At 68.0% G+C, this 25,515-nt stretch carries 26 protein-coding genes; 11 read left to right on the top strand and 15 right to left on the bottom strand.

Annotated features, from left to right (window positions below):
• Nucleotides 1–45: 45 nt before the first annotated feature.
• Complete coding sequence (locus GOALK_RS03505) at nucleotides 46–378, bottom strand: hypothetical protein (protein ID WP_006357412.1); 333 nt, start codon at nucleotides 376–378, stop codon at nucleotides 46–48.
• 98 nt (nucleotides 379–476) lie between these two features.
• Here GOALK_RS03505 and GOALK_RS03500 point away from each other — a divergent pair, with 98 nt between their 5' ends.
• On the top strand, nucleotides 477–2,561 hold the full coding sequence (locus tag GOALK_RS03500; RefSeq protein WP_006357411.1) for a DUF2339 domain-containing protein: 2,085 nt from the start codon (nucleotides 477–479) through the stop codon (nucleotides 2,559–2,561).
• Here GOALK_RS03500 and GOALK_RS03495 read toward each other — a convergent pair.
• A complete protein-coding gene (locus GOALK_RS03495) occupies nucleotides 2,548–3,426 on the bottom strand; it encodes a formate/nitrite transporter family protein (protein ID WP_006357410.1) in 879 nt (292 codons plus the stop codon). The genes GOALK_RS03500 and GOALK_RS03495 overlap by 14 nt on opposite strands.
• Nucleotides 3,427–3,745: 319 nt before the next feature.
• Between GOALK_RS03495 and cynS the strand changes: the two genes are divergently transcribed.
• The gene (gene cynS, locus GOALK_RS03490; protein ID WP_006357409.1) at nucleotides 3,746–4,198 is read left to right on the top strand and encodes a cyanase; all 453 of its coding nucleotides are present in this window, start codon (nucleotides 3,746–3,748) and stop codon (nucleotides 4,196–4,198) included.
• A gap of 34 nt (nucleotides 4,199–4,232) precedes the next feature.
• Here cynS and GOALK_RS03485 read toward each other — a convergent pair whose 3' ends face one another.
• Entirely contained in the window at nucleotides 4,233–5,096 is an 864-nt protein-coding gene (locus GOALK_RS03485) for an AraC family transcriptional regulator (RefSeq protein WP_006357408.1), read from the bottom strand.
• Nucleotides 5,097–5,298: 202 nt separating this feature from the next.
• On the opposite strand from GOALK_RS03485, the gene GOALK_RS03480 reads away from it, so the two are divergent.
• The 4 genes from GOALK_RS03480 to GOALK_RS03465 all read left to right on the top strand — a co-directional run bounded on the left by GOALK_RS03480 (nucleotide 5,299) and on the right by GOALK_RS03465 (nucleotide 8,592).
• Nucleotides 5,299–5,946 (top strand): TetR/AcrR family transcriptional regulator, encoded by a 648-nt coding sequence (locus GOALK_RS03480; protein WP_006357407.1) that lies wholly within the window; start codon nucleotides 5,299–5,301, stop codon nucleotides 5,944–5,946.
• A 30-nt stretch (nucleotides 5,947–5,976) separates the two neighbouring features.
• Entirely contained in the window at nucleotides 5,977–6,684 is a 708-nt protein-coding gene (locus GOALK_RS03475; RefSeq protein ID WP_006357406.1) for a hemerythrin domain-containing protein, read from the top strand.
• Complete coding sequence (locus GOALK_RS03470) at nucleotides 6,681–7,184, top strand: SRPBCC family protein (protein WP_006357405.1); 504 nt, start codon at nucleotides 6,681–6,683, stop codon at nucleotides 7,182–7,184. Before GOALK_RS03475 ends, GOALK_RS03470 begins: the two co-directional genes overlap by 4 nt.
• Nucleotides 7,185–7,284: 100 nt before the next feature.
• Entirely contained in the window at nucleotides 7,285–8,592 is a 1,308-nt protein-coding gene (locus GOALK_RS03465) for a S1C family serine protease (protein WP_006357404.1), read from the top strand.
• Nucleotides 8,593–8,604: 12 nt separating this feature from the next.
• Here GOALK_RS03465 and GOALK_RS03460 read toward each other — a convergent pair whose 3' ends face one another.
• Together GOALK_RS03460 and GOALK_RS03455 are read right to left on the bottom strand one after the other, a co-directional pair.
• The gene (locus GOALK_RS03460) at nucleotides 8,605–9,576 is read right to left on the bottom strand and encodes an isopenicillin N synthase family dioxygenase (protein WP_006357403.1); all 972 of its coding nucleotides are present in this window, start codon (nucleotides 9,574–9,576) and stop codon (nucleotides 8,605–8,607) included.
• Nucleotides 9,573–10,067 carry a nucleoside deaminase gene (locus GOALK_RS03455; protein WP_050918631.1) on the bottom strand — a complete coding sequence of 165 codons (495 nt, stop codon included), beginning with the start codon at nucleotides 10,065–10,067 and terminating at the stop codon, nucleotides 9,573–9,575. The genes GOALK_RS03460 and GOALK_RS03455 overlap by 4 nt, the downstream gene beginning before the upstream one ends.
• An 86-nt stretch (nucleotides 10,068–10,153) precedes the next feature.
• On the opposite strand from GOALK_RS03455, the gene GOALK_RS03450 reads away from it, so the two are divergent.
• Nucleotides 10,154–11,710, top strand: a complete 1,557-nt coding sequence (locus GOALK_RS03450; RefSeq protein WP_006357401.1) for a PucR family transcriptional regulator — start codon at nucleotides 10,154–10,156, stop codon at nucleotides 11,708–11,710.
• A gap of 15 nt (nucleotides 11,711–11,725) precedes the next feature.
• Here GOALK_RS03450 and GOALK_RS03445 read toward each other — a convergent pair whose 3' ends face one another.
• The 7 genes from GOALK_RS03445 to GOALK_RS03415 form a co-directional block, all read right to left on the bottom strand.
• Nucleotides 11,726–13,144: a purine-cytosine permease family protein gene (locus GOALK_RS03445; RefSeq protein WP_040003966.1), complete on the bottom strand. Its 1,419-nt coding sequence runs from the start codon at nucleotides 13,142–13,144 to the stop codon at nucleotides 11,726–11,728.
• Between the two features lie 103 nt (nucleotides 13,145–13,247).
• A complete protein-coding gene (locus GOALK_RS03440; protein WP_006357399.1) occupies nucleotides 13,248–14,663 on the bottom strand; it encodes an amino acid permease in 1,416 nt (471 codons plus the stop codon).
• A 162-nt stretch (nucleotides 14,664–14,825) separates the two neighbouring features.
• Complete coding sequence (locus GOALK_RS03435; protein ID WP_006357398.1) at nucleotides 14,826–15,263, bottom strand: VOC family protein; 438 nt, start codon at nucleotides 15,261–15,263, stop codon at nucleotides 14,826–14,828.
• A gap of 139 nt (nucleotides 15,264–15,402) precedes the next feature.
• A complete protein-coding gene (locus GOALK_RS03430; protein WP_006357397.1) occupies nucleotides 15,403–15,759 on the bottom strand; it encodes a zinc ribbon domain-containing protein YjdM in 357 nt (118 codons plus the stop codon).
• The gene (gene ychF / locus GOALK_RS03425) at nucleotides 15,752–16,831 is read right to left on the bottom strand and encodes a redox-regulated ATPase YchF (RefSeq protein ID WP_006865554.1); all 1,080 of its coding nucleotides are present in this window, start codon (nucleotides 16,829–16,831) and stop codon (nucleotides 15,752–15,754) included. The genes GOALK_RS03430 and ychF overlap by 8 nt, the downstream gene beginning before the upstream one ends.
• Nucleotides 16,832–16,915: 84 nt before the next feature.
• Nucleotides 16,916–18,217 (bottom strand): AI-2E family transporter, encoded by a 1,302-nt coding sequence (locus GOALK_RS03420; protein WP_040003965.1) that lies wholly within the window; start codon nucleotides 18,215–18,217, stop codon nucleotides 16,916–16,918.
• A gap of 86 nt (nucleotides 18,218–18,303) precedes the next feature.
• Nucleotides 18,304–18,633, bottom strand: coding sequence for a hypothetical protein (locus tag GOALK_RS03415; protein WP_232283143.1), 330 nt, complete (start codon nucleotides 18,631–18,633; stop codon nucleotides 18,304–18,306).
• Between the two features lie 106 nt (nucleotides 18,634–18,739).
• Between GOALK_RS03415 and GOALK_RS03410 the strand changes: the two genes are divergently transcribed.
• The 4 genes from GOALK_RS03410 (at nucleotide 18,740) to GOALK_RS03395 (ending at nucleotide 23,108) form a co-directional block, all read left to right on the top strand.
• The gene (locus tag GOALK_RS03410) at nucleotides 18,740–20,272 is read left to right on the top strand and encodes a DNA-3-methyladenine glycosylase 2 family protein (protein WP_006357393.1); all 1,533 of its coding nucleotides are present in this window, start codon (nucleotides 18,740–18,742) and stop codon (nucleotides 20,270–20,272) included.
• Nucleotides 20,273–20,340: 68 nt separating this feature from the next.
• Nucleotides 20,341–20,904 (top strand): methylated-DNA--[protein]-cysteine S-methyltransferase, encoded by a 564-nt coding sequence (locus GOALK_RS03405; RefSeq protein WP_006357392.1) that lies wholly within the window; start codon nucleotides 20,341–20,343, stop codon nucleotides 20,902–20,904.
• Nucleotides 20,905–20,959: 55 nt separating this feature from the next.
• A complete protein-coding gene (locus GOALK_RS03400; protein WP_006357391.1) occupies nucleotides 20,960–22,189 on the top strand; it encodes a DNA recombination protein RmuC in 1,230 nt (409 codons plus the stop codon).
• A gap of 4 nt (nucleotides 22,190–22,193) precedes the next feature.
• Nucleotides 22,194–23,108 carry a DUF6542 domain-containing protein gene (locus GOALK_RS03395; protein ID WP_198136068.1) on the top strand — a complete coding sequence of 305 codons (915 nt, stop codon included), beginning with the start codon at nucleotides 22,194–22,196 and terminating at the stop codon, nucleotides 23,106–23,108.
• A 94-nt stretch (nucleotides 23,109–23,202) separates the two neighbouring features.
• Here the strand turns inward: GOALK_RS03395 and GOALK_RS03390 are convergent, their stop codons facing one another.
• From GOALK_RS03390 to GOALK_RS03380, 3 genes are read right to left on the bottom strand one after another with little or no spacing between them, the layout of a single operon-like run.
• Complete coding sequence (locus GOALK_RS03390) at nucleotides 23,203–23,760, bottom strand: nucleosidase (protein WP_006357389.1); 558 nt, start codon at nucleotides 23,758–23,760, stop codon at nucleotides 23,203–23,205.
• Nucleotides 23,761–23,810: 50 nt separating this feature from the next.
• Nucleotides 23,811–24,590 carry a fructosamine kinase family protein gene (locus tag GOALK_RS03385; protein WP_006357388.1) on the bottom strand — a complete coding sequence of 260 codons (780 nt, stop codon included), beginning with the start codon at nucleotides 24,588–24,590 and terminating at the stop codon, nucleotides 23,811–23,813.
• On the bottom strand, nucleotides 24,587–25,510 hold the full coding sequence (locus GOALK_RS03380; RefSeq protein ID WP_006357387.1) for an SDR family oxidoreductase: 924 nt from the start codon (nucleotides 25,508–25,510) through the stop codon (nucleotides 24,587–24,589). Before GOALK_RS03380 ends, GOALK_RS03385 begins: the two co-directional genes overlap by 4 nt.
• Nucleotides 25,511–25,515 lie beyond the last annotated feature (5 nt).

Here is a 25,515-nt window from a genome sequence, read left to right as displayed (position 1 = left end):
GACGGGGTCGTCGCGGTCAGACCCTTCTCAGCGACTCCGGCGCGGTCAACCCGCCATGGCCGGGAACGAGAGAGTCACCAGCATCAACGCGAAGAGGAACCACGCGGCGCCCTGCCACATCGGCCAGGTTCCGCCGCGGCGGTAGGTGCGGTAGGCGATGACCAGCGCGCCGAGACCACCGAGGACGAATACGCCGGGAACCAGGGATGCGAGGACGATGTTCGTGCGATCGACGGCGAGGAAGATCGCACACGCGATGGCTCCGACTCCGACGACGGCGGCCACGTAGAGGGCTGCGGACCGGTAACTGCCGGTGTCCTGCCACCTCTTCTCGACGTCCTGTCGCCCGCGGTCGGTGGGATTCTGTACGTCGTTCATGCCGATGGCATACCCATGCCGACCTGCGCACGAAACCCCCAACCCCGGTGAGTAGCACTACTCATGTCCCGTGGACCTCGAGGAGACACGGTCATTCCATGACCACATCCAGCAGCACGTTCGGGGGCGATCCGGGCGCCGCGACACTCGCGCGGATCTCCACCGAGTTCGATGCCATCGCCCGCCAGATGTCCACCGTCTCGGCCGAGTTCGCCGAACTGCGGCGGATCGTCGCAGATGTCGAGGGTCCTGCCGGCGACGCCGCGCGGCCCGACCGTCCGGTACAGTCGAAACCTTTCCAGCAGGAGCATCCGGCCGGACCGCTCACCCCGCCGACCGTGGCCCCGGCACCCGCACCTCCGATGGGCCCGCCGCCGGCCAACCCGCAACCGGCAACTCAGTGGGCGTCACCCGGACGTCCGCCGAATCAGGGTTCGTACGCCTACGGACCGCCCATCCCGCCGGCTCCGTCACGTCCGGGGACGCATCCCGCGTACGGTCCGATGGTGCGTCCACCGGCCGCTCCCTTGCAGCCGCGTCCCCCCGCGCGCCCGTTGTCCGAGCGTGTCGCCGCGGCCGCCGAGCGTGGTCTGATCGGCAAGATCCTCGCCACCGCCGGTGTCGGCGTCACATTGATCGGCATCGCCCTGCTCCTGGTCCTGGCCGCGCAGGCCGGCATCCTGCGCCCGGAGTTCCGCGTTGCGGGCGGCGCGGTGCTCGCGACTGCGCTCGTCGGCACCGCGATCTGGTTGCGCCACAAGCCGGATGGCCGGATCGGCGCGATCGCCACGGCGGCCACAGGTATCGCGGCCGGTTACCTCGACGTCCTGGCCGCCACCAAGATCTACGAGTGGCTCCCCGTGGGGGCGGGACTGACCGTCGCCGGGATCGTCGCGGCCGGCGGCCTGGTTCTCGCATACCGCTGGCGCAGTGAACATCTCGGCCTGCTCGTGGTGGTTCCACTCATCGTTCTCGGTCCGGTGCTGACCGGCGGTCTCGACATGACCCTGATCGCGTTCATGGTGGTACTCGCTACCGCGTCGGCGTGGGTTCAGTGGCGCCGCGACTGGATCTGGTTGCACACCGTGCGACTGGCCGCGCCCACGATCCCGCTCACCGTTGTCGGCCTGGCCGCCCTGGGCGGAACGAGCACCACGAACACCGGATTCCAGTTCGCCGGTGCCGCACTCGTCGTGATCGTCCTCGGGTTCGCGGGCGCGCTCGTGGCGATGCCCACCACCCGATTCCGTGAGCTGTTCGCAGGTCTGGCGTCGGCCACGACGATCCCGGTCCTGTTCGCCGGTGCGGTCCTGGACACCGCGGGTGCGGTTGCGCTGCAGGCGGCGGTCGCCGTGCTCGTCATCGGTGTCGCCGTCACCTGCTCGGCGGTCCGGACCGAGCACTTCGAACTCCCCGACGTGGTCGCTCAGATCTGGACCGCGACCTCGCTCGTCGTACTGTTCGTCGCCATCCTCGAGTGCTTCGACGGCACGATGGCGGTGTCCGCGGTGCTCGGCCTCGCGACGGTGACCGCCCTGGTCGCCCGCGCCTGGTCGGCGACGTCGGTGGTCCTGCTGGCCGGGAGCACGGTCCTCTGGGGAATCGGCTTCGCAGCCCTGCTCGACGACATGCCGCCGTACGTGCTGGCCCAGACCCGTCTCATGGCGGACAACGCCTCGTTGTCGATCGTGATCGGCAGCGTGCTCGCCGCCGTCGGGGCCATCGCGATTGCCGTCGGGTGGACCCGGCTGACCGCTGGGGATCTGGCCCGTGTCGCCTACGCCGCGGCTGCCGTGGTCGTGGTGTACTCGGTGACCGCCATCAGCGTGAACGCCGGGGTGTTGTTCGCCGGGGCCGACGGATTCCTCGGCGGGCATGTCGTCGCGACCACCTGCTGGGTCGTTCTCGCCGGCGCGGCGCTGGCCGTCGCCCGGCGCCGCACCGGCAACGAACGCACCGCCGCGGTCACCGGCGGCCTGGTGCTCGTCGCCGCGGCGATGGCCAAGCTGTTCCTGTTCGACCTGGCCACCCTCGACGGGATCTTCCGGGTCCTCGTGTTCATCGTGACGGGCCTGATCCTGCTGGGGCTCGGCGCCTGGTATGCCAGGGCGCTCCAGGGCGAACGCGTCCCGGGGTCGCCGACGACGACCCCGGGAGCGGATACTCCGGTCAGACCGTCTTGACGCTCTCGATCTCGGCGGGTGCCGCGACGTCGACCTCGGCCGTCTCATCATGGGAGACGGGCCGACGGTCGGCGGCGGTGCGTGCGTGAGTGATGTAGATCGTGAACCCGACGAAGGTGAGACCGCCGACGAGATTACCGATGACCGTGGGGATCTCGTTCCAGACGAGGTAGTCGCCGATCGAGAAGTCGCCACCGAGCATCAGACCCGAGGGGAACAGGAACATGTTGACGATCGAGTGCTCGAATCCCATGTAGAAGAACACCATCACCGGCATCCACATGGCGAGAACCTTGCCGGGCAACGACGTCGACATCATCGCCCCGACGACGCCGGTGGACACCATCCAGTTGCACAGGACGCCACGGATGAACAGCGTCAGCATCCCGGCGGCGCCGTGCTCGGCATATCCGACGGTCCGGCTGTGCCCGATCTCGCCGAGCTGCCGGCCCACCTCGTCCGGGTCGACACTGAAGCCGTAGGTCACGATCACCGCCATCATCACCGCGACGGTGAAGGCGCCCAGGAAGTTCCCCAGGAACACCCAACTCCAATTGCGCAGCATGGATTTCACCGTCACACCGCGTCGTTTGTCGATCAGGGCGAGCGGGACGAGCGTGAACACCCCGGTGAGCAGGTCGAAACCCATCAGATACAGCAGACAGAAGCCGACCGGGAACAGCAACGCCCCGAGCAGTGGTTCACCGGTGCGGACGGTGACCGTCACAGCGAATGCGGCCGCGAGAGCGAGGATCGCTCCGGCCATGTAAGCGCGGATGATCGTGTCGCGGGTGGACAGGAACACCTTCGCCTCACCGGCGTCCACCATCTTCACCGCGAATTCGGACGGATTCACATAAGACAAGACATTCTCCCCGAGCGTTTCGATTCGTGACTCTTGACCCCCATCGAAACGAGGCCACATGTCGTGGAGGTGTCGTCGGGACGACCCGGTGTTACATCGACCTCTCTCGAGCGGTTCGCCGCGGTGATGTTTCACCGCGATTACCTCTTCCTCGTACCGCCGTGTCCGTCGTGTGAACTCTTCGGCTGAGTCCGGCAGCACCTTGGAAATCCGCCGGCACGTATGCATGGTGGAGATAACCCTCGACGTATCAACAGGATTCGACCAGATCGCCGATCCCCGCGTCGACGGGCATCACCGAACCGACCGAGGAGACACGATGACCACCCCGATCATGCCGAAGTCCGACGCCGCCGACCTCATCGTCGCGGCCCGAATCCGGCAGGGACTCACCTGGGCAGCGATCGCCGAGAAGATCGACGCGCCGCTGGTGTGGACGGTCGCGGCCCTGCTCGGCAAACATCCCGTCCCGGCGGACAAGGCCACCGCGGTGGTCGAGATGCTCGGCCTCGGCGAGGGCGTCGCCGAGAGCCTGCGCCGACAACCGACCCGGACCCCCGACGAAGCCGCGACCAGCGACCCCACGATCTACCGCTTCTACGAGGCCCTGGACGTCTACGGTCCGGCGCTCAAGGAACTCATCCACGAGGAGTTCGGCGACGGGATCATGAGCGCGATCAACTTCAAGGTCGACATCGCGCGTCGCGCCGACCCGGGTGGCGACCGCGTCGTCGTGACCTTCGACGGAAAGTTCCTCGACTACAACTGGTGACCGCCTCGTCGGCCTCGCCGCCGTTCTGTGGTGCTCAGGCTCGTTCGACCGGCATCCAGATCTCGGCGTCGGCGTACGACGCGGTCAGTTCGAGGTAGCGCACGAATGTGGGGCCGGGCCGCAGTCGCCACGGATTCGACGGGAACCACTCGGTGGCCGTCGCGGCCCAGGTCTTCTGGAGCGTCTGCGGGAACGGACCGGACGACCGAAATGTGGCCCACGCCCCGGCGGTCACCGGGATGCCCGACAGGTCCGCCGGCACCGTCGAATCGTGCTGCAGCGCAACACCGTGCAGGTAGGTGACCAGTATCCCTTCGGGCGCGTCGGGCTCGCTTCCGTCCGTGATGGCCAGGATGCCGGCGGGTTCGGTGTCGTTGAGCGACTTGAGTCGGGCGTGTTCCTCGGGCGCGATCGACGCGATGTGCTGCTGGATGTGCGGATTGACCCCCTCGTAGATGAGCGGCACCTGTGCTGCGTGCCCGGCGAGTACGAATGCGGGTCGGTCGGTGATCGTGACGTCCATGGGACGACTCCCTTCGACGATCAGGCGAAACCTGAGTACGGCTTGTGTTGCGAAAGGACCGCCATGTGCCCGCACGTCCGACGGTGACACTCCATGAACCGTGCGAAAGGCCCGGCCGAACGCCTCGACCGACGAATAGCCGTAGCGCACCGCGAGATCCAGCAGGCCGGTGTGGCTGCTCACGAGATCCGTTGCCGCGAGGGTCATCCGACGACGCCGCACGTACTCCGAGAACGGCATCCCGGCCAGCGAGGCGAACATCCGACGCAGGTGATACTCCGTCGTCCCGTTGGACCGGGCGAATCCGGCCAGGTCGATGGGCTCGTCGGTGGTCCGGTCGACGAGGTCGACGAGTGCGTTGAGCGTGCCGATCATGGCTCTCCTTTCGTCCATGATCATGGTCCCTCTGCATGGCCCCGGACCCGATCGTTCCGGGCAGGAATTATCAGCGCGTTCCATAGCTCCGACTCGCGCCCACCGCGGCTTCGAGCTATGAAACGGCGCCGCGCAGATCACTCGCTCGAACTTTTCGTCTGACACCCCTTGTATTGAATTGAACCCAGTCGCATACTCAGGTATGGGCACGTCAGACCCGCAGTCCTCCGCAGCCACCGCGACGCGGAGAAGCTACGACTCGTCACTGCGACGTGACCAGGCGGCTGAAACCCGCGCACGTGTGCTCGACACGGCCATCAGGATGTTCGCCGAGCGTGGATGGTCGGTCGGGGTACGCGAGATCGCGGCCGGGGCCGGCGTGTCCTTCGAGACCGTCTATGCCAAATTCGGCTCGAAGACAAGGCTTTTCCTCGCCGCGTTCGACGTGGCGGTCGTCGGGGACGATCGTCCGGTCCCCCTCGTCGAGCGCCCGGGGTTCGCCGCGATGTCCGCCGGCAATCGTCGTGAACGTGCGGCAGCCGGCGCCGCCCTGGCCGCCGAGGTCTACGGCAGAACCGCGGGTCTGTACCGCGCGCTGCGGGAAGGCGCCTCTTTCGACCCCGAACTCGCCGCCCGGCTCGCCGACGCGTACCGCCGTCAACGGTCGGACGTGCGGACCGCCGGCGAATCGATCGCCGGACGCACGCTCACCGACGACGAAGCCGGGGGGCTGTGGGCGGTGATCAGCACCGAGGTCTACGACCTGCTCGTCAATAACGCCGGATGGAGCCAGACGCGCTATCGGAACTGGCTCGCCGACGCCACCCTGCGGCTGCTCGGTCCAAATTGACTCCAGCCCTTCGAATGAGAGGACAGCGCCATGTCCACCACCCCGCACGAACCCGCCGACACCCGGAGCATGGGCGTCGTGCACAGCGCGCTCCGCCGCGACTTACGGCGTACCCGTGTCGTTCTCACGTCACCGCCCCATCCCGACGATGCCCGACGGCGCGCCCTCGCCGACCACCTCACATGGATGATGCACTTCCTCCATCTCCACCACACCGGCGAGGACGAGGGACTGTGGCCGCTCATCCGGTCGAGGAACCCCGGTGCCGCAGCACTTCTCGATGACATGGAAGCCGACCACCTTCGCATCGCCCCCGCCGTCGACGCTTTGGTCGATGCCGCCTCTGACTACCGCGTGAGCACGGAGTCACGGGAGGCATTGATCCGCGCACTGGATCGACTCTCCGATGTACTGCTTCCCCACCTCGAACGTGAGGAGCTCGACGCCATGCCGGTCGTCGCGGCAACTATCAGCACCGCGGAGTTCCGCGACGTCGAACACGAGTATTTCGTCAAGCCAAAGGGATTCGCCGAACTCGGCCGAGAGGGCCACTGGGTCGTCGACGGCCTCGGAGACGAAGACCGAGATCTGATCTACGGTGTCGTGCCGGCCATCCCGCGGTTCATCCTCGTGCACGGCTTCGCCCGCGGTTACCGGCGTCGGGCCGAACTCATGTGGGGACACGGTCCGGCGTCGAGGATCGGTCCGGTCGCCGTCGGCGCGAGGAACGCGTCATGACTCGGCGTCTCGCCCACCACGGTCGCAACGAAGCATTCGCCGACGCCCCGCCCGAGGCCGTTTTCGCGATCATCTGCGACGTGACGCGGGTCGGCGAGTGGAGCCATGAGTGCCGAGGTGCGCGCTGGGTCGGCCCCGAGAACGCGGCGGCACCCGGCGTTCGTTTCCGCGGTACCAACAGGTCCGGCATCTACCTGTGGAACCGGTCATGCGTGTTCACCGTGGTCGAACCGCCACGTGTACTGGCCTGGAAGACCATCGGACTGATGGGCAAGATCGACAGCACCGAATGGCGGATCACGCTCGAGCCGGAGGCGAACGGCACGCGGATCGTGCAGACGTACGATTTGCTCCACGTCGCACGGGGTTTCGACCGCTTCTACTGGTGGCTCATCAAGGGGCACCGGGATCGGCGTGCCGCGCTCGCCGAGGATCTCGAACGGCTGGCCGGACTCGCCGCAGCCCGGCCGCACACGCGACTCCCGACCCACAACGCATGACAGCAAAGCCGAGAAACAGCTGAAACCCGACGGCCGGGTTGCCAGGAAGTTCGCAGGTAACCACCGGCTTACTCTCAACAATGCCCGGCATCGTGGTCCCGTGAACGCACCTCAGTCCCCCGACCACACGCCCACCGAACCGCTGGGGCAGCCCGGCCATCCCCTACCCCCGTATGGCGGGTGGGACGGTCCGCCCTTCGTTTCACCATCTGCGGCCGCTACGCCATCCCCGCCTCCGCGGCCCCGTACCGTCACGAAGCCGATCATCGTCACTGCCCTGCTCGCCGGGCTGTTCGGCGGCGCCATCGGCGTCGGCGGCAGCGCGCTGCTCGACCACCAGGCCGCATCAACGCCACCGATACTCAGTTCCCAGCCCGCGAACGCGGTGACGGCCGCCGACGCCAAACCGGGGTCGATCACCTACGCGGCGAAGGTGGCGTCGGCGTCAACCGCCGACATCAAGGTGCAGATGGCCCAGGGCAGCGCAGTCGGCAGCGGCATCGTCCTGTCGTCGGACGGCTATGTACTCACCAACAACCACGTCGTCGCCGGTGCCGGATCGGGCAGCAAGATCGTCGTGACGACCAGCGACGGCAAGCAGTACCCGGCCTCGGTCACCGGGACCTCGCCGTCGTACGACCTCGCGGTGATCAAGCTCGACGGCGCGTCGGGTCTCACCCCTGCGACGCTCGGTGACTCGGACGCGCTGCAGGTCGGCGAACAGGTGGTGGCCGTCGGCAGCCCCGACAGTCTCTCGAACACGGTGACGTCCGGCATCGTCAGCGCGCTCTCGCGAACCGTGACCGCCGGCGACGACACGGGTTCAGGGGTCACCGTCTACAACGGCCTGCAGACCGACACCCCCATCAACCCCGGCAATTCCGGTGGGCCGCTGGTGAATCTGCAAGGTCAGGTCGTCGCGGTGAACTCCGCCGTCGACACCGGGCAGGCCTCGACGGGCGGGCCGCAGTCCTTCGGCCTCGGCTTCGCCATCCCGATCAACACCGCCGAACGTATCGCGAACCAGTTGCTGAAGAGTGGCGAGGCCTCGAAACCTGTTCTGGGCGTATCGGGTTCGTTGTCATCATCGAGCCGGGGGGACGGCGCGAAGGTCACGGTGCAACAGGGCGGACCAGCCGCCTCGGCGGGTATCTCGAGCGGCGACGTGATCACGAAGATCGGTGACACCCCCGTCGCCGACTACGCCGATCTGATGGCACAGGTCCTGACGCACGCCCCGGGCGCGACGGTACCCGTGACCATCGGCTCGGGATCGGATGCCCGGACCGTCCAGGTGAAGCTGGGCAGCACCGTCGACAAGCAGCAGACGACGGTGCCCGAATCCGACGGGCAGTCCGGAGGTCCACGACTCCCCTTCGGCGGCAACCCGTTCGGCGCGATCCCGTGACCGGACCCGCGTTCAGCCGACGGTGATCGCGTCGAGACGCTCCCGGATGAACTCCCCGGACACCACGGGTTCGAGGCCTGCTCGCCGTCCGAGTGGTTTCCCGATCGGGGTAACCACCGCGTCATGGTCGAGCTCGTAGAAGAAGATCAGCGACATCAGGTCTTCTTCGGGGGCGTCGGGCTGTGGCGGCAGCACGCGATGGCGTCCCGCCGGCCACCGTCCACCGGACCAGTACTCGAGCAGGTCCCCGATGTTCACCGTCAGTGCGGCCGGGTGGTACGGAGCGTCCGCCCAGCCGCCGTCCTCGCTGTAGACCTGCAACCCGCCGGAGCCGGGTTCCCGGTCGAGCACGGTCACGGTCCCGAAGTCGGTGTGCGGCCCGATGCGGTACTGCCCCGGTTCGGGTTCACCCACCACCGCCATCGCCGGGTAGTGATTGATGTTCGACGTCCAGGTGGCGTTCCCGGCGAGGTCGCGGAACGGATTGTCGGCGGCGGCGAACCCGAGTGACGCGGCCATCAGGGCGAGCAGGTCGTCGGAGAGCGTCTTGCACTGCGCGGTCCACGCGGTGAACAGTTCCTTCAACCGGGGCGCCTCGATCGGCCAGACGTCTGGCGCGAACCAGTAGTCGTCGACCTCCGGGACACCCACCGGCGTCTGCGCACCGGAGTTGTAGGTCTCCTTCAGATCCGGCGGGGTCTCGGTACCTTCGGCATATCCGTTGGCCTCCATCCCCGGCCCGATCCAGCCGCGCCCGCCGACGCCGACCGCGTACTTCTGCTTCACCTCGGCCGGCAACGCGAAGAACGCCCGCGCCGCCGCACGCAGCTCGGCAGGTAACACCGGGTCGATACCGTGTCCGGTGACCAGCAGAAACCCCGCCTTTTGCAAGGATTCGTCCACCGCGGCGCACACCGCCGCGGCATCGGCTCCGCCCGCGCGCCAGCGGGACAGGTCGACGGTGAGGATCGGACTGTCGGTCATGCCTCGTCGCCATCCTCATCGGCGACGCCGATGTCCTCGTTCCACAGGGCGGGTTCGGCGTCGATGAACTCCGTCATCATCGTCACGCAGCGCTGGTCGTCGAGGATCGTGACCGGGATTCCGAGTTCGGCGAGCCAGTCCTCGCCGCCCTGGAACGTACGGTTCTCCCCGATGACCACCGCGCCGATGCCGAACTGCCGGATCAGGCCGCTGCAATACCAGCATGGTGCGAGGGTCGTGACCATGATCGTCGACGAATAATCCCGCTGCCGGCCGGCCGCGCGGAACGCGTCGGTCTCACCGTGCACCGACGGATCGTCGTGTTGGACACGGCGATTACGCCCCTCGCCGAGGAGCTCTCCGCCGGCGGAGAACAAGGCGGCACCGATCGGGATGCCGCCCTCGTCGAGACCCAGGCGGGCCTGTCGGTAGGCCGTGTCGAGCAGGTGCGAGAGGTCGATACCCGAGACGGCGTCGGTGCGGGAACTCATACCGACAGGGTGCCCACCCGGCCGGCGAGCGGCAACTGACACTTCGTCGTACTGCACACGACGCCGAACGTGCATATCGTCCTCTCATGTCCGGCTCCTCGGTCACGTCGTTGCGTGACGTCATCCATCGGCACCTCGATCCCGCCGGCCCTCGGGTACTCACCGCCCACGACCGGCTCGACGTCCCGGTCCGATGGGTCCACTCCAGCGAGATCTTCGAGATCGGGCCGCTGCTCTCCGGCGGGGAGCTCCTGCTCACCACGGGGCTGGGACTCGGCGGCCTCGACGCCGGCACGAGGCGTCACTACGTGCGTGATCTCGCCGAACGCGGGGTCGCCGGACTCGCTTTCGAGATCGGCCGGACCTTCGACGCCGTCCCCGAGGAGATGGTCCGCGAAGGGTCATCGGTTGGCCTGCCGATCATCGAACTGAACCGTGTCCTGCCGTTCATCGACATCTGTCGCGACGCGAACACCGCGATCGTCTCCGACGAGATCGACGAACTACGACTCCGCACAGCACTCGACGACGCCCTGCACGACGACCTCGTGGCACCGGGCGGGGTCGCGCGGATGCTCGCGCACGTGGCCGAGACAACCGGGCGGGCACTGGTTCTGGTCGGGGCCGGAGGTGCACTCCTCGCCGTGCACGGCGTCGACGACGACCGATCGGCATGGCGTCTCGTCGATGCGTCCCCGGTCTCGGTTCCGGTGATCGTCCGCGACCGTGAGATCGCACGACTTGTGGCCTCCGGCGACGGACCCGAGATGCCCCTTCCCCAGCTCACCGCCCTGCTGAGGGTGGCCACCGGACCGATCGCCTCGACGCTGACCCGCTCGGGCGCACGGCATTCGGTCGTCGGCGCGCGCCTCGTCGAGGAGATGGTCGGTGGGCGCGCGCTGCGACGCGCGGACCTGATCGCGCGGCTCGCGGGCGCCGGCGTGCCCGCCGTCAACAGCACACGTCTCGTGACCGTGGCGGCCGATGCGCCCGATCCGAGGATGGCCGAGTCGGTTCTGACGCGCGCTGCGGCGGCGACGTCGGGGCTGGTCCAGGCGACGATCGACGCGACGGTCTTCGGGCTGGTCGCGGCGCCCCCTGACGCCGAGGACCCCGTCGACCACGTCGCAGACGCAGTCGACAAGGCGGCCGGAGGCGCGGGCCGGATCACCGTGGTCGTCGGTGCGACGTTCCGACTGGGCGACTCCTCACCTGGAATCGAGATCGTCGCGGCGATCGCGGATTCGTTGCGGAACAACGCCCGTCGTCTCGATCGTGCCGCTCTGCACGTCCGCGAAGACCGGACCCGCCGCGTCTTCACCGGTCGCGAACTGGTTGCCGACGATGTCGTGCACGCACTTGACGCGCAGACGCGGTCGGATCTGCAGTCCCTGGTGGCCCCGCTGGTGGAACATGACGCGAGACAGTCCACCCAGTTGGTCGCGACGCTGGATGTCCATCTGCGCCACGGGTGTAGCGCGACGCGCTCGGCGGCGGCGTTGCACATCGGGCGGCAGAGTCTCTATCAGCGCCTCGACCGAATCCGGAGCCTGCTGGGGTTCGACCCCACCGCCGCGGCGGTCTACCCGTCGATGTTGTTGGCGGTCAACGCCTCCCGGGCATCGACCGACCTCGACGTCTGATCCGGGGACTCCGGCTCAGGACCGGGACTGCTGGGACTGCGCCACTCGTCCCCGGGCGAGGATCAGATAGAGTCCGAACGCGAGCGCGAAACCGACGAAGGCGCCGATGTCACCCAGCTCCGGGATCGCCCTGACGACATACCCGACGAACCGCTCCTGGTTGCAGAACAACAGGACCGAGGCGAGCAGGCCGAGCACGAACGCCGCGACGCCACCCCAGTTCGCGTAGCGGGTGTCGTACAGGAGTGCGAGGGTCGGCGGCTCCCTGCGCAACAGGCGATCTGCGAAGACCACGCCGAGCCACGGCCCGATCCAGTACGCGACGAGGAGCAGGAACGCCTCATACGACGCCGCAGCGTCGGCCAAGGCCCACCAGGCGACGAGGAAGCCGACGACGCCGAAGAACACCGTCACCAACGCACGCTGCAGGCCCACGGGCAGCCGAAATCCCATGGCGAGGAACGCCATCGAACCGGAGTAGACGTTGATCGCGTTCGCGGCGACGGCGCCGACGGCGATCGCGAGGAGCGTGAGATCGGCGACGAGGCTCGGCAGGTTGGCGGTGAACGCCTCGGTCGGGTTGTCCGACACCGGGTCTCCGATGGTCACCGATGCCGCGCCCACCACCATCAAGAACGTGCACGAGAGGAACAGACCGGAAGAGGCGAACAACCCCGTCTTGACCTTGGACACGGTCGGCGGCAGGTAGCGCGTGTAGTCGGCGGCATACGGGGTCCACCCGGCGGTGTAACCGAACGCGGCACCCATGGTCAGCAGGAACCCCCCGATGGCGAAGCCACCGTCAGCGGACGGCGCGGACACATGGGACTTGCCGAAGATGATCACCGCGCCCACCACGAAGATTACGGCGAGTACGGGAGCGGCGATGCGTTCGAACCGCTGGACCAGGTTGTGCCCGAAGAACGCGAAGGCGGTCTGCGCGACGACGATGATCACCAACCCCAGCAAGGGCGTGATCCCGAACAGCGTCGACAACGCGAAGGCGCCGCTGACGCTGTTCGTCGCGAACCATCCGACGCCGCACATCACCGCCATGAAGGTGGCCGGCAGGATGTTGCCGCGGTACCCGAACGCGAGGCGCCCGAGTACCATCTGCGGAACCCCGTGCAGCGGACCTTCTGCCGACAGCAGGAAGTGCGCCGCCGCCCCCAGCAGGTTGCCGATGGCCATCGCCGCGACGGCCTGCCAGAACGACAGTCCGAAGTACAGGATCGAGATGACACCGACGAAGATCGTCGCGAACTCGAGGTTGGGCGCGGTCCAGGTCCAGAACAGGCCGCGCGGTGCGCCGTGGCGAGCCTCGACCGGGATCGCCTCGTTGCCCCCGGGTTCGACGGCGAGCACCTTGTCGCCGTAACCGCCCTGCGGGGCATCCGTCGCGTCGGGACTGTTCAAGGGTGCGCCGATTGCCATGGCGCCACTCTGCTGGTCAGCGCACCGGTCGGCAACCGACAGTCTGTCCGGTGAGCGCACGGTTCCGGCGGACACATCGACCTGCGGGCGACATGCACGGTGCTCACACGTGCCCGGCGGTGGACTCCCGTTCCTCCGCCACGTTTCCGGAGCGTCGTCGATGCAGCACGACGCCGACCGTCACGATCACCACCGCCGACAACGCCGACAACCCGATGGCCTCCCGCTGCTCGGCGTCGAAGGCCATCAGCACCAGCACGCCGATGATGAACACCATCACCACGATCGTCAGGTACGGGAACAGCCACATCTTGACGGGCGGTTGCTCTCCCCTGGCTCGCAGCGAGCGACCGAGCACGAGCTGACTTGCCGAAACACTCAGATAGACGAACAGCGCGACCGCACCACTCGTCGCGAGCAGGTAGCCGAAGATCTTGTCGGGCAACACATAGTTGCCGATGACGGCGACGAAGCCGACGACCATCGACGCCAGCACCGCGACCCACGGCACTCCGTGGCCCGTCAGCGACCGGACCGCCTGCGGTGCATCGCGCCGACTCCCGAGCGAGTACAACATCCGCGAGGCCGTATACAGCGCGGAGTTCAGACAGGATGCCACGGCCGTGAGGATCACGAGGTCCATGATCAGCGCCGATCCGGGCAGACCGATCGCCTCGAGCACCGACTGGTATGAGCCGTCGGAGAGCTGGTCGTACGGCATCAGGGCCACGACGACGAAGATCGAGCCGATGTAGAAGAGCGAGATCCGCCAGATCACCGAGTTCACGGCCTTGGTGATGCCGCGCTCCGGATCGGGCGATTCTGCAGCCGCGATCGTGACGATCTCGGTGCCCATGAACGAGAACATCGTCACGAGCAACCCCGCGATGACCGCACCGAAACCGTTGGGCATGAAACCATCCGGCTCCCACAGATGGTGGAGACCGCTCACCCCCGAGTGCGGGATGAGACCCAGGATTGCCAGGATGCCCACCACGATGAACGCGACGATGGCGACGACCTTGATGAGCGCGAACCAGAACTCGAACTCGCCGTAGTTGCCGACGCTGATCAGGTTGGTGACGGTCAGCGCGATCGTCACCGCGAGCGCCCAGATCCACTGGGCGCCACCGATCAGATCGGTGAGGATCGCGGCGGCGGCAGTCGCCTCGACCGGGATCACCAGCACCCAGAACCACCAGTACAACCAGCCGACGGAGAACCCCGCCCACCTGCCGAGGGCACGGTCGGCGTAGACGGAGAACGAACCGGTGTCGGGGTCGGCGGTCGCCATCTCGCCGAGCATCCGCATGACCAGCACGACGAGCGTGCCCGCGAGCGCATAGGAGATGAGAACAGCCGGACCGGCCTTCTCGATCGCGTTCGCCGAGCCGACGAAGAGACCGGCGCCGATGACCCCGGCGATCGAGATCATCGTGATGTGGCGGGGCTTGAGACTCGATCCGAGCCGGTCGGCCGGCGGGTCGGAGGCGCTCACTCGCGCCGGGGTTTCGCTCATCGCGGCATCGCTTCCATCCGGTGTGTTCCACGCCACGACTGGCGCCGTCCCCGGATTTTCCCCACCGGTGCGCCGCCGAAACCTGGCCCGACGTTTGAGAGCTCGAACCCGCGCTCAGCGCGAATCGGACCTATGACTCGGGCAAGGTCGGGCCGTGAGACGTCAGCTCTTCGTCAGATCCTGCGCGACCATCACGATGATGTCGCTGGGGCCGCGCAGGTAGGTGAGCTTGTAGATGTTCTCGTAGTTGGCGACCCCGCGGAGCGGGTGGCACCCGTGTCTCGCGGCGGTCTCCAGAGCGGCGTCGATGTCGTCGACGGAGAAGGCCACGCGGTGCATGCCGATCTCGTTCGGCAGCGTCGGCGTCGTCTCGATGGCGTCGGGGTGGATGTACTCGAACAACTCGAGTCGCCCTTGTCCGTCGGGTGTTTGCAGCATCGCGATCTTGGCGTGGTTGCCGTCGAGACCGACTGCGGTGGAAGCCCATTCGCCGCTGACCTCGTCACGGCCGACGACCGTGAGACCCAGGTCGGTGAAGAAGGCGATCGCCGCCTCGATATCGCGGACGGCGATTCCGACGTTCTCGAGTTTGATGGCCATATCGCACGGTAACCCCCGCACGCCGATTCATCGCCCCAAACCGCGCGCTCACAGCCGCGATTTCAGGCCAGAGACCAGGAGACGCCCAGAAGCCGTTGCGTTTTGTCCCGCTCTGGTGAGACATAACGCAACGAGAACTTCAGAGGACCTTCTTCACCACGCTCGACTTCAGCTGCATCTGACCGAAATCCGGGACCTTCGCGTCGATGTCGTGGTCGCCGACGCCGTCGGAGATCAGCCGGATGTTGCGCACCTTGGTGCCGATCTTGATGACGCCGCCACCACCGCCCTTGACCTTGACGGTCTTGACGATGGTGACCGTGTCACCGTCTTCCAGCAAGTTGCCGACCGAATCCTTCACGACTGCCTCCGCAGCGGCTTCCGCAGCCTCGGAGGCCGACCACTCGTGCCCGCACATCGGGCACACCAGAAGCGCACCCTGCTCGTAGGTGAATTCCTGCGAGCACTCCGGGCAGGGCGGGAGCTGATCAGACATTGAAGCGGAACTCGACCACATCACCGTCTTGCATAATGTAGTCCTTGCCCTCCATGCGGACCTTGCCGGCAGCCTTGGCCGCGGCCATCGAACCGGCCTCGTCGAGGTCGGCGAAGGACACGATCTCGGCCTTGATGAAGCCCTTCTCGAAGTCGGTGTGGATGACCCCGGCGGCCTTGGGGGCGGTATCGCCCTGGCGGATGGTCCAGGCGCGCGACTCCTTGGGACCTGCGGTGAGGTAGGTCTGCAGGCCGAGGGTGTGGAAACCGGCGCGGGCCAGCGACGTCAGGCCGGGCTCGGTCTGGCCGATCGAGTCGAGCAACTCCTGGGCGTCCTCCTCGTCGAGTTCGAGGAGTTCGCTCTCGACCTTCGCGTCGAGGAAGACGGCGTCGGCCGGTGCGATGGCAGCGCGCAGTTCGGCCTTCTTCGCATCGTCGGTGAGCACGCCTTCGTCGGAGTTGAAGACGTAGAGGAACGGCTTGGCGGTCATCAGGTGCAGTTCGCGCACCGACGACAGGTCGAACGAATCCTTCTGCGAGAACAGCGTTTTGCCGCTGTCGAGGATCTCCTGCGCTTTCTTGGCCGCCTCGAGGGTCTCGACGAGGTCCTTGTTCTTGCGCGAGTCCTTCTCGAGACGCGGGATCGCCTTCTCGAGGGTCTGCATGTCGGCGAGGATCAGCTCGGTCTCGATGACCTCGATGTCGGCGAACGGGTCGACGCGGCCGTCGACGTGCACGACGTCGCCGTCGTCGAAGACGCGGACGACCTGGCAGATGGCGTCGGCCTCGCGGATGTTGGCGAGGAACTGGTTGCCCATGCCCTCGCCCTCGGAGGCGCCCTTGACGATGCCGGCGATGTCGACGAACGACACCGTGGCGGGCAGGATGCGCTCGCTGCCGAAGATCTCCGCGAGACGCTTCAGTCGTGCGTCGGGCAATTCGACCACGCCCACGTTGGGCTCGATGGTGGCGAACGGGTAGTTGGCCGCCAGCACATCGTTACGGGTCAGGGCGTTGAACAGGGTCGACTTACCGACGTTGGGCAGACCGACGATTCCCAGGGTGAGACTCACGGGCGCCCAGTCTATCGGCACCGGCCGCGAGGCCCGACGCTGCGTCGGGCCTAGCTGCGTCGGCTCCGATCGCCGGCCCCGTCGTCAGTCGCGGTCCAGCAGACCCTTGACCGGGTTCGGCGGGTCGTTCGGCGGTTCCTTGTCGGGGACGCCCTTCTGTTTCGTGACGGGCGCACCTTCGGGCGCCAGTGTCTCCCCGGCCCGTTCGGCGATCTGCTCGTTCAGGTAGCGCAGCACCACCGCCAGCGACGCGACCGCGGGCACCGCGAGGAAGGCACCGGTGATGCCGAACAGGGTGCCGCCCAAGGTGACCGAGAGCAGCACGATCACAGCGTGCAGATCCATCGACTTCGCCTGCAGCCAGGGCTGCAGCACGTTGCCCTCGAGCTGCTGCACCGCGAGGATGACGCCGAGCAGGATGAGTGCGGTGGTCAGGCCGTTCGACACGAGCGCGATGAGGACGGCGAGCGCGCCGGCGACGAAGGCACCGACGATCGGGATGAAGCCGCCGAGGAACGTGACGACCACCAGCACCCCGGCCAGCGGGACCCCGAGGATGAACAGGCCGAGACCGATGAGAGCGGCGTCGACGAAACTGACGACCGCCTGCGTACGGATGAAACCGCCGAGGCTGTTCCACATCCGGGTCAGCACCTCGCCGACGTGGGTACCGGAGGGCTTGCCGACCGAACGGTCGAGCCACGGCACGAACTTCGGCCCGTCCTTGAGGAAGAAGAACACCAGCACGAACGCTGTGAAGACGGTGACGAGCAGCGACGTCGCAGTGCCCACGCCGCTGAACACACCCGAGGCGATGGTCGACGCACTCGACTGCAACTTGCTGGTGATGGCATTGACGATGTTGTCGAGCTGCTCGTCCTCGATGTTGAGCGGGGGTCCCTGGACCCAGTCCTGCAGATGCCGCACGCCCTCGGTCGCACGGTTGGCGAGTTCCGGCGCCTGGGAAACGATCGACGGCACGATCAGCCCGATGACGCCACCGAGCACTCCGAGCCCGATCAGCATCATCAGCAACGACGCCGCGGCGGCCGGTACGCCACGATTGCGCATCCATCGCACCGGCGGCCACAGGATCGTGCACACGATGATGGCCAGCAGGACCGGCAGCAGGATCACCCAGAACTTGCCGAGAAGCCAGAACATCACCCAGAGGGCGGCCGCGACCAGCACGATCTGCAGACCGACGGTCGCGCAGGAGCGCAGGCCGGCCATCATCACCTGGGCGCGCGTCGGGTACGCCTTCTCCTCGACCCCGCCGAGAACGGCGTCACCCCCGAGGACGGCATCGGCCCCTATCGGGATGGAATCCGAGTTGTCGGTTCCGGCCTCGCCGTCGGCACGCTGATCATCCGAGCTGTCAGTCACCCGTGGATCTTCACACACCACGATGACATTGCGGCGTCGACGTGACGGATGGCATCGCCTCGCCTGCGCGAACGCCCTCGGGCCGGTCAGCGCCGGCGCAGTTTGCGCCCGAGGAAGCGGATCAGCGAGTTGACCGCCTCGAGTTCGGCGTCGACCTGGTTGAAGACCGGCGGAACGTCGTCCCGACCGCACATCTCGACGTCCGGCGCGTCGATCGGCCCGCTGGGCGACTCGTCGGCTCGCCCGCGGTCCCACGGCACCGGCGTGATGCCCTGCTCGGTCTCTTCCGTGAGCGCGCGCTGGATCGTCTCCGGGCCGTACAGGCCCATCATCATCTCCAGGCCCCATCCGGGTAGCCCGGCGAGGGGGAGGTCGTCATGCCGGCTTCCGCGTCGGCCATCGAACCGTGTGGACATGGCGCATATCGTGCCACAGGACTGTTACTCAGATCACATGTTCGGCGTCAGTTGCCGCGTCCGATTTCCGCCAGAACTCGTGCGTGCCGGATGTCAGAGTGGACAGGTGACCACAGCATCCGTCGAACAGACCATCCCGGGCTCGGCTCCGGACTTCGACCGCTGCTACCGCGCCGTCCAAGCCCGGGATGCACGGTTCGACGGCCAGTTCTTCGTCACCGTCCGCACCACCGGGATCTACTGCCGTCCGTCGTGCCCCGCGCAGACACCGCGGCCGCACAATGTCGCGTTCGTGTTGACCGCGGCCGCGGCCCAGCAGCAGGGCTACCGCGCCTGCCGACGATGCGCCCCCGACGCCGTCCCCGGTTCGTCGCTGTGGAATGTCAACGCCGACATGTCCGCCCGCGCGATGCGTCTGATCGCCGACGGCGTGGTCGAACGTGAGGGCGTCGCCGGTCTCGCCGCGCGGCTGAAGTACTCACCCCGACACCTCAACAGAATCCTCACCGACCACCTGGGAGCCGGTCCGCTCGCGCTCGCCCGCGCACACCGCGCCACCAACGCCCGGGTGCTGATCCAGTGCACGTCACTACCGATGTCCGACGTCGCGTTCGCCGCGGGCTTCGCCAGCATCCGGCAGTTCAACGACACCATCCGTGCCGTCTTCGGACTCACTCCGACCGAACTCCGCCGCCTCCGCAACCGGCGCGACCGCCCGCGGTCCGACGCGGCGTCCGCCCCGGGCACCGTCGCCCTGCGTCTGCCGTTCCGCTCGCCCTACCGCTGGCCCTGGATGCGCTGGTTCCTGTCCGCGCACGCGGCGGCCGGGGTCGAGACGGTGGTCGACGACGCCGACGCACCGCTCGGCTGGCGGTTCAAGCGCGTCATCGCTCTCCCGCACGGACCCGCAGTCGCCGAGATCGAACCCCACGACGACCACGTCGGTGTGGTCCTCACACATCTCGACATGCGTGATCTCGGAGCCGCGGTGAACCGCGTGCGTCGGCTCCTCGACCTCGACGCCGACATCACCGCCGCCGAAGACGCCCTCGCCGACGACCCGACGCTCCGCACGCCGATCGAAGACGCACCCGGACTTCGCGTACCGGGCAGTCTCGACGCCGCCGAGATGATCATCCGCACGATGCTCGGCCAGCAGGTCAGTCTCGCGGCCGCACGGCATCAGATCGACCGGCTCGTCGACGCGCTGGGCCAACCGCTGCACGACGCCGGGCAAACCGAGGGCGACCTCATCCTGAAGGCGTTCCCGACCGCAGCTGCCATAGCCGCCGACGGGCGGGACGTCCTACGCGGACCGCGCCGTCGCATCGACGCCGTCATCGGGGTGGCCGAGGCCCTGGCCGAAGGTCGGGTGGAACCGCATGTGGGGGTCGATGCGTCTGATCTACGTGCGCAGCTGATCGAGCTGCCCGGCATCGGCCCCTGGACCGCCGACATCGTCACCATGCGGGTGACGGGTGATCCCGACGTCCTGCTCGCGAGCGACCTGGTCGTCGCCCGGGCTGCCGCCGACCTCGGACTCGATCTGCGCGACACGCACCACTGGGCACCGTGGCGGTCGTACGCGACGGTGCACCTGTGGCGACACCGCCTCGCCGGCGCCGGCGAGGACGTATGACGAGCAGACCTCCTATGACGCCCCCTCCGACACAGATTCGATCCGAACCCCGATCCGACAGGAGCGACATGTCCGCACCGTCCCCCACCGTCTCCGACGCCGACGTCAACACGACCAACACCGGCACCGGTGGATACGCAACCGTCGACACCCCCAACGGCCCGTTCACCGTTGTCGCCGACGACTCCGAACGTGTACTCGCGTCCGGGTGGACCGACGATCCGGCGTACCTCTCCGCACTCATCCACCGGTCGTTGCGCCCGGAATCACTGCAGCGTTCCGAGACGCTGGGCAAGCTCACCGACGCGGTGTCGGCGTACTACGCGGGCGAGGTCGAGGCACCGTCCCGGGTCGAGGTGGTCCAACTCTCCGGCGGGACCTTCCTCAACAAGGCGTGGGACGCCCTGCGCCTCGTCGAACCGGGCCGGCCGGTCACCTACACCGAGTTCGCCGAGCGGGCAGGCGAACCGGCCGCCGTCCGGGCAGCGGCAACCGCGTGCGCTCGCAACGCCGCCGCACTGTTCGTGCCATGCCACCGGGTGAATCGCAGCGACGGATCGCTGGGTGGCTTCCGCTACGGGCTGGAGACCAAGAAGTGGCTGCTCGACTTCGAGGCCCCCGCCGGGGACTGAACCGGCGCGACACCGCCCAGCCGGTCTTGTCGGAGGCATCCGACACCATCGGGGCATGATCGCAGCAGCCCTGTCACTCGTATTCGGCGTCCTGCTCGGCATCGCGCTGGGTTGGTGGGCGCACGCCGCGCGCAGCGCCGGGGTGGTCGCCGCTGCCCGCGCCGAGGTCGAGATGCTGCGCGAGGGCCGCAGCGAGGTGGCGTCGTCGTTGTCGTGGGCCACCGAGGATGCGGCACGTCGACAATCCACCGCGATCGGCGGCCAGGTGCAGCACATCGTGGAACCGCTGCGCGCCACCCTCGCCCAGCTCTCCGACGAGCTGCGCCGGGTCGAGTCCAATCGGATCGGCGCCTACGCGGGACTGACCGAGCAGGTTCGCGGCATCCATGCGGCGTCGGTTGCGCTCAACGACCAGACGCGACAGCTCGCCAACGCGCTGCACAGTTCCCATTCGCGCGGCCGGTGGGGCGAGGTACAGCTCGAACGGGTCGTCGAGCTGGCCGGTATGGCCAAGCACTGCGACTTCAGCACCCAGGTGTCGCTGCCGGACAAGACGAGGGAAGGAACGACGGTCCGGCCAGACCTCGTCGTCCACCTCGCGGGCGGACGAGACATCGTCGTCGACGCGAAGGTGCCGCTCGACGCCTATCTGCGCGCCGCGGAGTCCACCGACGCCAAGGCACGAGACCGTCTGATCGGCGAGCACGCTCGGGCTCTGCGCGCGCACATCGCGCGGTTGTCCGCGAAGGCCTATTGGACGGCCTTCGAGAACACCCCGGAGATGGTCGTGCTGTTCCTGCCCGCCGACGCGGTACTCGAGGCCGCTGTGCGCACCGACCCCGACGTCCTCGAGTACGGCTTCGCCCGCAATGTGGTGATCGCCACCCCGACCACCCTCATCGCACTGCTGCGGACCGTCGCGCTCGGCTGGCGCCACGACGCGATGGCGCGCGACGCGGCGGTGATCCACGACCTCGGCATGGAACTCCACCAGCGGCTCGCCGGTGTTCTCGGGCATCTCGGGACACTCGGCACCTCACTGCAACGCACCGTCGACGCCTACAACTCGACCATCGGCTCGGTCGAGACCCGACTCGGCGTCACCGCTCGACGCCTCGCCGAACTCGACGCTCTGGGCGACGTGAGCGAACCACCCCGCCCCCGGGTGATCCACGACACCTGCAGGTCCGCCGGATCCGTGGCGGCACCTGCGACGACATCGGCGGCCGCGTCCACGCCACGGTCCGGGGGTGGAGCGATTTCCGCCGATGAACCGGTACCGTGACCATGTGCCTTCCCCGCAACGTCTACAGACCGCGGTACCACTGGACCAGCAGTCCGTGATGCCCGCGGTCCGCGGAGTGCCGTGGTGGGGTGCCGTTCTCCTGGCTACCGGGATCACGGCCCTCGGCGCGGCGATCGACGCCGGCAGCAATGACTCGCTCGGCGGGATCTACAAGTTCTGCTATCTCGTCGGCTGTGTCGTCGCCGCCCTCGCCGTCCGTCGCCGCGCACTGTTCACCGCTGCCGCGCAGCCCCCACTGATCGCGTTCTTCGTCGGCATCGCCACGCTGTACGGACTCAATTCCGAGCAGGCGTCGTCCGGACTGAAGAGTCTGATCTTCAAGGTGTTGCTGCCGATCGCCGCGGATTTCCCCTGGATGCTGACGGTGTTCCTGGTGACTCTCGCGCTGGTGCTGGTCCGGTGGTTCCTGACCCGTGGCGACGACGACAAGAACTCCGGTGGCCGCGGGAAGCCGACCGGGACCCGCAGCGCATCGCGGAGCGCAGGCCGGGACAAGGCCGACCGCGCGAAGACCGGCGAAACGACCGAGCGCGCGACGACGCATCGCCGGACCAAGTCCGGCTCCGGCCAGACCGGCGCCGCACAGACCACCACGTCGCCGTCCAACCGGTCGAGGCCACAGCGGTCCCGTCCCGGCTCGGCGTCGGAACGACCGGCCACCTTCGAGCGGCCGGCCACGTCGGCGCGTACGGCGACGGTCGAACGGACCGCCCAGCGGACCCCGACCTCCGCTCGTCCGACGGTCGCGGATCTCGCCGCACCCGATCTCACCCCTTCGGATGCCCCGCTCTCGGGTCCGGCGGACACAGCCCGTCCCGAGACCACCCGGTCGGGATTCCAGGCGTATGAGTCGGTCGCCGACGCCGGTCCGGCCGACGCCGCCGACACCCGCTCCTGACCGCTCGCAGGATCGCCATTTCCGCTCACACGCGCGGGCTGTAGCGTGCGCCGCTGTGCTCAGCCGGCGATTCTGCTGCGGCTGACGTCGACCGTCAGACGTTCAGTTCGATCCACTGCCCCAACTTGCGGGCCGCGGCGTCGACCAGATCGGGCCACTCCATCGCACCTTCGTCGGCGTTGTCGGTGACGGCCTTGACGAGCCGGCACGGGATGCCGAACTGTGCGCTCACGTGGGCGACCGCGCATCCCTCCATGTCGACCAGGTCGGCGTGGCGGGCGAGCTCGGCGCGCCGTACCGGGTCGGCGACGAACGTGTCCCCCGAGGCGAGCACCGTGCCGTCGCCACCGGGGAGTTCCCAGCGGTCGGTCATCTCGTAGCCCATGGCGCGCAGTTCGGCACTGCTGATGTCGTGTTCGAGCACCGCCGACGGGGTGAACAGATCGCGCCCGGAACCGACGACACCGTCCCGCAGCGCACCCGCGGTACCGATGTTGATCACCTGTCGGACCGGTGCACCGGCGGCCAGCTCCCGACTCAGCGCCATCGTCGCCCGGACCTTGCCGATCCCGGTGACGAGCAACCGCGACCCGGCAGGCAGATGCCGCGCCTCGGCTCGGGTCGCCGACACGATCAGGACGCTTCCGGACACGCCGCTCCACACTCCGTCATCAGACACCGGGTGATTATCGCGTGTCCCGATCACGCGTGAGCGCCGAGTACGGCCCGGGCCGCTCGGCTGAGCGCGGTGCCGTACCCCGGTCCGTGTCCGGCCGCGTGCACCGCGAGCGGATGCAACTGATGGAGCTCGACCCTGTCCTCCCAGCCGGGGACCAACGGATGCGTCTTTTGATACCCGACGACGATCTCGTCGAGTAGCGAGCAGCCGAAGAGCGCGAGCATCGCGAGGTCGGTCTCGCGGTGACCCCCGTGCGCTGCCGGGTCGATCAGGACGACGCCCGACGGGGTCCACAGCACGTTCCCGTTCCAGAGGTCGCCGTGGATGCGGGCGGCGGGTTCGTCGTCGTCGAAGGCGCCGCTCGCGATCAGCTCGCAGGCGGCGCGGACGGCGTCGGAGTCCGCGGCGGTCAGGTTGCCCGCATCCCGGGCCGGACGCAGATAGGGCTCGACGCGCTCCCGTGCATAGAATTCGCCCCACGAGTCGTATTCGACGGAACTCAGCGGGCGTCGCCCGATGAACAACTGGCCGTCGAAGCCGGTGGGTGGTGAACCGAACCGCGGGGCACCGGCGTCGTGCATCCTCGCCAGCGCCCCGCCGAACGCGAGGGCGGCCTCGGGGTCGGGACGGGTCGTGTCGAGTTTCTCGAGTTCGATGGCGTCCTCGCTCACGGCGAGCACCTTCGCGACCGGCGCACCGGCGTCGGCGAGCCAGCGCAGACCGGCCGCCTCGGCGGCGAAGAAGTCGGGATGCCCTCCCGGCGGACCGCTGCCTCGCAGCGTCTTGCGGAAGACGCGGCTCACTGGGTGGAATGGTGGTCGCGCGCCCGCTCCTCGAGCTTGGTACCGCTGATGCGCGCGAGCTTGTCGAACCGGTCGTTGGCCACCCGCATCACGATCTCGTAGGGCAGCGCGAACTTCCGCGCCCACCAGTAGCCGAACCGGATGTCGAAGGAGGTGTAGACCATGAAGCGGTTCTTGCGGATTCCCTTGAGGATCGCCGCGGCGGCGGTCTCCGGCGACACCGCGACCTTGTGGAAGTTGTTGATGGCGGCCTTGACTCGCGGATCATCGCGGTCGACGCCGACGATCTCGACGGTGTCGACCAGCGGTGTGTCCACCCCACCCGGGCACACCAGCGACACCCCGATCCGGTGGCGGCGCAGGTCGAACCGGAGGACCTCCGAGACGCCGCGGATCCCGAACTTGCTCGCACTGTAGGCGGCGTGCCATGGAAGGGCGAGCAGCCCGGCGGCCGACGAGACGTTGACGATGTGGCCGCCGGCGCCTCGTCGGACCATCTGCGGCACAAAGCATTCGATGATGTGGATCGGGCCCATCAGATTGACGTCGACCAGTGACCGCCAGTGCCGGTGCTCGAGGTTCTCGACCGTGCCCCACGCCGAGATCCCGGCGATGTTCATCACGACGTCCATCACGCCGACCTCGGCGTCGACCTGCCGCGCGAAGTTGGCCACCCAGTCGTAGTCGGAGACGTCTCCGGCGACGTGATACAGCACGGTGCCGTCGGCACGGAGGATTCCGGTGACCACCTCGTCGAGCTGGTCGGCGTGCAGATCGGTCAGCACGAGTTCGGCGCCCTGGGCCGCCGCCGCCTCGGCGGTCGCGCGTCCGATCCCACTCGCCGCGCCGGTGATCAGTACCTTGCGTCCACGCAACGACGGCACCGGAGTGTCCATCACCAGGAGATCTCGAATGCCCATGGGGC

Origin of the sequence: Gordonia alkanivorans NBRC 16433 (genome assembly GCF_000225505.1) — a bacterium.
In the GTDB taxonomy this organism is placed as follows: domain Bacteria; phylum Actinomycetota; class Actinomycetes; order Mycobacteriales; family Mycobacteriaceae; genus Gordonia; species Gordonia alkanivorans.
Note: the sequence above shows the minus strand (reverse complement) of the source record. Positions and strands in the feature narration are given on the sequence as shown.